This window comes from Paenibacillus macquariensis, from assembly GCF_900156375.1.
Classification (GTDB): Bacteria; Bacillota; Bacilli; order Paenibacillales; family Paenibacillaceae; genus Paenibacillus_AQ; species Paenibacillus_AQ macquariensis.
In genome coordinates this window covers 1-6,550 of record NZ_FTNK01000054.1, presented here as the reverse complement: position 1 = coordinate 6,550, position 6,550 = coordinate 1, and the positions used below count along the sequence as shown (strand labels likewise).

Below are 6,550 nucleotides of genomic sequence, written 5' to 3'. Positions count from 1 at the left end.
ACTCCAGGGCCTATTGCTTTGCCTCTTTTCTCCTCCAGTCCTTTCATTCCCTCCGCTTGAAAATGATTCACCCAACGTCGGACTAAGGAATGGTCGATATCCAATTCTTTACCTACACTCTTGTAGCTCATTCCCTTTTTGAGATAGAGATTGACTGCCTTTTTCTTAAATGTAACATCGTAAGTCTTCCTAATTTCGCCCATAAAAAAATCCCCTCCATAATAGACAGATTAATCGGCTTGCTTTTTTCTGTCTACTATAAGGGGAGCATATCATGTCAGGAGTGGTTTTGTCTTTATATACTGATGTATATTTTGTGGTCAAACCGCACTTTGTGCTTAGATACATTACGGTGAACCGTATCACAAGTGATGGTAAAGGAAAAGTTTGAATTAACGATACCGTATAAAATTACTCTTGGTCAAAGACACTAATAAATTATTGAAGTGAAATTCGATCCCATTGATCGTGACGTATTTCGTATCGTCTCTTCATGTTCTTAATTTACCATCTAGAAAATCAAACTTTTTTATCTAACTGTGCGTCCAAATAATAGAGAGGTTAATTATTAGCTTTATTCATTCAAAGAGGGGTTACTCATAAATGGTGAAAAATGATTTACAAGCAATCATTGCGGACTATGTTACCGAGAATCAAGAGAAAATTTATCGACTGGCTTATCATTATGTACAAAATCAAGCAGATGCATTGGACATTATGCAGGACGCCATCATGAAAGCCATTTCCAAACAAGAAACAATAGAGAATCCAGCATATATCAAAACGTGGTTCTATCGAATTGTTGTTAATACGGCACTGGATTTACTCCGAAAACAGAAAAAAGAAGTTGTTGTAGCCGAAGATATATTAGCTGGATTGGATAGAGGGGAAGTAGATCGATATAAGGACGAAGATTTATTCAACTCTTTAGATAAACTACCACAAAAATATCGCAGTGTAGTGATACTTAAGTATTTTGAGAATCTCAAACTAGATGAAATTGCACAAGTTTTAAATGAAAATATTAGCACCGTGAAAACGAGATTATACAAAGCGTTACAGCTACTACGAATAGAGTTGAGCGAGGAGGTCTTCCAATCATGAACGAGAAATTAGAAGAAATGAAAAACCAATACGAAAACACACCAATACCAAAAGAATTAGATGCCATCGTAAAAAATGCATTGAGAAAAGGAGAAACATTAAAAATGAAAAACAAAAAACAACCTAAAAAATTAGTTGCAGGTCTTGCAGTCGCTGGAGTAGCTGCTGCGTTCATACTAGGAGTGAACACAAATCAATCTTTTGCGGCCTCAATGAAGGACGTACCTGTTATCGGAAGCATTGCCAAGGTAGTTACTTTCCGCGAATTTAAGGTGGATGAGAAGACATACACAGCAGACATCAAAGCACCTGCAGTGAAAGGACTCCAAAACAAAAGCCTAGAAGACAGCTTGAATCAAAAGTATCTTGCCGATGCAAAAGCACAATATGAATCCTTTAAGGAAGACATGAAATATGTAGAAAGCGTTGGAGGAGGGCATATTAATGCGAAAAGTGGTTATGACGTGAAGACAAACAATGATCAAATTCTGTCTATTGAACGTTACCACACAGAATACAGCATGGTGGAACTTCAGTTCGACACGATTGACAAAAAGAACAATATTTTAATTACATTACCTAGTCTTTTCAAAGATGATAACTATATCAATGCAATTAGTGAAAACATCAAAGAGCAAATGAATGCACAGTTTGCTGCTGATCCTAACGATATTTCTTACAATGTAGAAGGTGTAAATGAGAAACTACCTGCAGATATGCAAATACCTTCTGATATGCTTTTTGAAAAGATTAAAAAAGATCAAATGTTCTATATTAATAAGGACGGCAATTTAGTCATCGTTTTTGATAAGTATGAAGTGGGACCTGGTTCAACAGGAACACCGGAGTTTGTAATCCCTACTAGTGTTATTAACAATGATTTAGTAAGCAGTGCATATATTAAGTAAAATCTCAGCTAAATCAATGAAGGAAGCATCGCGTGAGTTTAAACAACCGTGCGGTGTTTTTTTGTGTTAAGGTGAGCGTCAAATAGAAACCACATATAAAATTTTCTATTACATCATTAGGATTCGACTGTAAACTATAAATGTAACAACTTCCAAACTTTTTAAACTTACAAGCCTTTTCCCACTTGCGGAATGGGCTTTTTTTATTTTCATATGAGAGGATGCGAAGTTAGATGGCTAAAAAAGAAGAGCAACAAATCGTAGGGAAAATTGAACAAGAAGAGAAGAATTTGCAAGAGATCGAGGAAAGGATTGATTCATTTTCGGCTAAGGCGAGGGAACTCCGCAACATGGCTTATACCTTGCAATCAGGAGAGCCAAACCCAGAAAATCCATCAAAAGTAGCAGACTTGCAAAGACAGGCACATTACTATGATTCACTCGCTGAAAAAGCAACTTACACCGAACGGCACAACCAACTTTACAAGCTCGCTTGATGTCGATTATTTCGATGGTTTCATAGTTGTTCAGCAGTATAATCGTCTATCAGAGCAATTAAGGGAGAGGAATGAGGAACTAAGTGATCGAATAGATAAATTCCAAAGGATGTTAGATACTGAATTTGCTAAAATCCATATTAACAGAGATACTGAAAATCAAGCTTAATTAGTTTCAATACGTTGTTTGATTCGGCAACGAATGAGCAGAAAAAGGCACTGATTCGTGCATTAGTAAAGCGTGTTGAGGTAGAACAGGACAGGCAAACGATTAAAGATATTACCTTTTGGTTTTTTGATGGGCTTGCTTTACCACTTAGTAAGGTCAGCGGAACCGTATCATAGGTAGAAGTACGGATCATTGAGCTAACGGGACACGATAGTTGAATGACGCACATTGATGAGCAGACCACCAAAGATTAAGCAAGAACTTAACAGACTTGAAAGACTGGGTTTGGTCGAACCTCATGAGGCATTAAAAGATGAGGTGTCCTATCAAGTGCATCCATTACTTCGTGAATTTGTACATGGAATATATTCTCTTAAAGATCAGCAATCTTATGTGCAAAAAGTTCTATATATATTCCTACCTCGTAAATTAGTTGATGCGCTCTTTATTGATTACTATAGTTTAGGTGAAATTGAAGAAATGAAACCTATAGACCTCATGGATTCAATTGAGACTTGTTTATTGTCAAGAAATATTGAAAGAGCTCTTGGACTTTTAGAACAATATAAAGACGTCTTGATAGATAAAGGGTATCATCATAAATTTCAATCTCTTGCTTGCAGAATATTAGATGAAATTAATTGGGAAGATAATAATATATTTAATCGAGGAAATGGAGTGAAAATATTAGGCAGTATAATTCAACAGTTAAATTATATGGGGGAAAATCAGCAATCCTATTATTATTTAAAAAAATATGAATCAGCGGTAGAACCCAATACAATCGCATACTTAGATTTCCTTGAACTTGCAGCAGATATTGGGTGGCGAGACGGTCAATATAAAAAAACTATTGATTATACAAATGAATATGAAGTATTGTCAGAAAAACTTCAAACAACGAGAAATGTGTCTAGAGCTAAGTATACCCGTGCATTAGCCTTCCGTGATTCTGGAGAGAGAGTAACCGAAGCTTTAATGTTGTTTGACTCGATGGATGAGGAATTAGTTAGTAGTCACGCATTAGTAGGTAATAAAGCGAGATGCTATTATATCCTAAAGAATTATTCCAAAGCAGAGGAATTATTAAATAAGTCATTATTTATGTTATTATCTGAAACCAGCTATTATGCTCATTCTAATCTTGGATTTGCATATTTGTGGCTTGTTGAACTAATGTATGATCAAGGAAAAATCAAAGAATCTAGAGCTTTCTTTAATTTAGTTCAAGACGTTTGGCTTGAATATGCACCAGGATTGATCTCTAAGGCTGATTTAGTTAAAGAAAAATATCGACAAAATAGTGAGTGGAATAATATCGAAGTTAGTTTAAGCGAAGCAAAAAATATTGAAAGTAATTTTTTGAATTCTAAGGTTTCGATTGGATAAAGGATATTACTGTATAAGAGCCCAATCTCTCCCTGAGGGTAGATTGGGCTCTTATAACGTAAATTCTGATCGATTATACCTGGATAAAGAAGGATATATTGAGTGGCATTTGATCTCAGTTTGGGAAGACGCTCTTAAGTTTCGTTACGTTGCGAAGCTACTTGTGGGAACTCCACCAGACAATTGTAGGAGCCTTGTCTCGTTGAATTGAGGATTTATAGAAGATGGATTTCTGAATCCTCATTTTTATGATAACTATCGGATAGTGCTAAAATATGTTACTTAAATGCCCACAAGTGGCAATCTATAATATCTGAAATGTCAATCCATGATATTATTCCATTCTATTCGGCCCTTTATTATGACAACAGTAAGTACTACCCACAGTAAGAATGTGGGTAACGTCTATAAATGAGACTGATTACGGTAATAAATGAGATATCTAACGTCATATGTTTGAGACAACAGAAAAAACCTTGATGACCAGAGACCTTGGTCTATCAAGGTTTTTTCTGTTGTTCATAATATCTTCATGTTTATTGTGTCGATAATTTGACCATATATGATAACATGAAAATCTGTTGTTTTTTAGGATAATAAATGATACTTATCGGAGGAATCATATGAGTTATGACTGGTCAAACTTGGATTGGAAGGAAGAGGATCACCTCTATGCTCCTAAGCGGAAGGTGAATAACCGAAATAGTCATCAGCATCCGCATATTATTGGGAGCTTCTATAGTCACAAAATGGAGCGTCTTGTAGAATATGAATCCTTAGGGGAACGACTCTTTTATTACTACTTGGAGTTGGATCATTCGGTTGTTAGATATTACGTTCAACCCGTTGAAATTCTTATACATAATCTAGGTGAAGAATCATGGAATCATACTCCGGATACATTAGTATTTCGTGAGAATACGATTCCATTTCTTTACCAAGTAAAGCATGAACCCGAAGTAGAGAGAAATGAACGATTGGAACAAGTTAACAATATCTGTGAGGGATATGCACAAAGCCATGGTTGGAAATACCTTGTGATATACCCCAAAATGATGTCATTTTACGTTCTTGAAGCGTGAATGACTATTGCATTAATAATTGTATCCCAATCATCAAAGTGAATTTCGTGACCAGTTTCTTCAAGTGTTAGTAATGTTGAATTTGGCAGTTGCAATCACTCACGACATTATCACTTTTGTTATTACGACTTTTTATAATTCTCGACAGAGCGGCTTTCTTCTTCTTCCTCCGCTTTGATGATCGAGAAAAAACCGAATATATCCCCGATCACGTTTAATGTTAGTCCAATTTTAGCTAATTCCAACGAAGATAAATCCTCGATCAAAGAGACATTTCTTTTGGCTTTGGCCACTACATCACCCCAAAAATCAATCTATTTTATTTCAACATATGTTAATGATGCTCTGCGTACTTATGTACCCGCCTAATCAAAGGATTAAATAGACAGGACCCTATGCGTTGCACGAAGAACTCACTCAAAATTGTGCAACTCAACCCATAAGTTGAAGTAAGCGCAAAGTAAAGTTGTATATTAAATGTGTAACAATACATGAATACTGGATCTCATATCAGATCCTCCAAAAACTTCGCTCATTGTAGTTCCTCCTTTTACTTAGAATACACCTTACTATATGGATAAATATAAAATTGAGATTGGATTTAATGGCAAGGAAAATTCAGCCTTCGATCATGCCCTGTGGTGATTTTGTTGCTAAGGAGAAGTTTCCTTAGCAATAAAAAAGACCCTACCATGGGCTGCAGGGTCTACATTATGAACAAGTATTAATTTAGATAATGAACGCTTTAGAGATTATAACAAGCAAAATGAATAATACTAATATCGCCCCCGTACTGCCAAATCCACCAATACGACCGTAACCTTCGCCAATTCCTCCAACAAAATCGCTCATAGTAGTTCCTCCTTTTCAATTGAGTACACCATATGATATGTGCAAATATTAACTGAGGATTGGATTTAATGGCAAGGAAGATTCAGCCTTGGATCATGCTCTGTGGTGATTTTGTTGCTAAGGTAACTTATCCTTACCCAAACAAAAAAAGACCCCACCGACCAATTAAGATTAGTAGGATATGATTTTCATTATTAGGAAATGTTTCATGTTAAGATATTTAATACTGTGCTATCATGCAATTGAGGGGCATCTCCCCCTCATAATACCCATTCAGCTAAGCGTCTCCGCGTCCGGTTGAGTGGGTATTTGTTTGATTCTATATGTTAACTTTCCACAATATAAAAGTTTATGATAGCACGTTAAATGACCCGTGTCGGTTCCTTACGAAAATATTTCTAACATAAATTTTTATAATCAAAGGAGGGCATTCATGAGGAAAATATGGATATCTATTGTCGCAGTGCTCATAGGTAATGTTATTAGTAATTTGACTTACCGAAGACTTGACTTCTTCCAGTACAATACTGGAATTGATTTTTACGCGCT

9 protein-coding genes are annotated in these 6,550 nt (G+C 35.8%); 6 read left to right on the top strand and 3 right to left on the bottom strand.

The window, feature by feature from the left end; translation table 11 throughout:
• On the bottom strand, positions 1 to 203 hold a 203-nt coding region (locus tag BW961_RS29120), incomplete at its 3' end, for a transposase (RefSeq protein WP_068590723.1).
• A gap of 403 nt (positions 204 to 606) precedes the next feature.
• Between BW961_RS29120 and BW961_RS29115 the strand changes: the two genes are divergently transcribed.
• The 6 genes from BW961_RS29115 (at position 607) to BW961_RS29095 (ending at position 5,149) form a co-directional block, all read left to right on the top strand.
• Positions 607 to 1,104 carry an RNA polymerase sigma factor SigV gene (locus tag BW961_RS29115; RefSeq protein ID WP_280175236.1) on the top strand — a complete coding sequence of 166 codons (498 nt, stop codon included), beginning with the start codon at positions 607 to 609 and terminating at the stop codon, positions 1,102 to 1,104.
• Positions 1,101 to 2,012: an anti-sigma-V factor RsiV gene (gene rsiV / locus BW961_RS29110; protein ID WP_170878627.1), complete on the top strand. Its 912-nt coding sequence runs from the start codon at positions 1,101 to 1,103 to the stop codon at positions 2,010 to 2,012. The genes BW961_RS29115 and rsiV overlap by 4 nt, the downstream gene beginning before the upstream one ends.
• 233 nt (positions 2,013 to 2,245) lie before the next feature.
• Entirely contained in the window at positions 2,246 to 2,509 is a 264-nt protein-coding gene (locus BW961_RS29105; RefSeq protein WP_068584888.1) for a hypothetical protein, read from the top strand.
• A gap of 183 nt (positions 2,510 to 2,692) precedes the next feature.
• Entirely contained in the window at positions 2,693 to 2,854 is a 162-nt protein-coding gene (locus BW961_RS30215; protein WP_139331799.1) for a DNA recombinase, read from the top strand.
• 55 nt (positions 2,855 to 2,909) lie between these two features.
• Entirely contained in the window at positions 2,910 to 4,067 is a 1,158-nt protein-coding gene (locus tag BW961_RS29100) for a hypothetical protein (RefSeq protein WP_068584885.1), read from the top strand.
• Positions 4,068 to 4,690: 623 nt separating this feature from the next.
• Complete coding sequence (locus BW961_RS29095) at positions 4,691 to 5,149, top strand: TnsA endonuclease N-terminal domain-containing protein (RefSeq protein WP_068584875.1); 459 nt, start codon at positions 4,691 to 4,693, stop codon at positions 5,147 to 5,149.
• Between the two features lie 122 nt (positions 5,150 to 5,271).
• Here BW961_RS29095 and BW961_RS30850 read toward each other — a convergent pair whose 3' ends face one another.
• Positions 5,272 to 5,442 carry a hypothetical protein gene (locus BW961_RS30850; RefSeq protein WP_156510120.1) on the bottom strand — a complete coding sequence of 57 codons (171 nt, stop codon included), beginning with the start codon at positions 5,440 to 5,442 and terminating at the stop codon, positions 5,272 to 5,274.
• A 436-nt stretch (positions 5,443 to 5,878) separates the two neighbouring features.
• The gene (locus BW961_RS30995) at positions 5,879 to 6,001 is read right to left on the bottom strand and encodes a dihydroorotate dehydrogenase (RefSeq protein ID WP_068584874.1); all 123 of its coding nucleotides are present in this window, start codon (positions 5,999 to 6,001) and stop codon (positions 5,879 to 5,881) included.
• Positions 6,002 to 6,550: the final 549 nt, after the last annotated feature.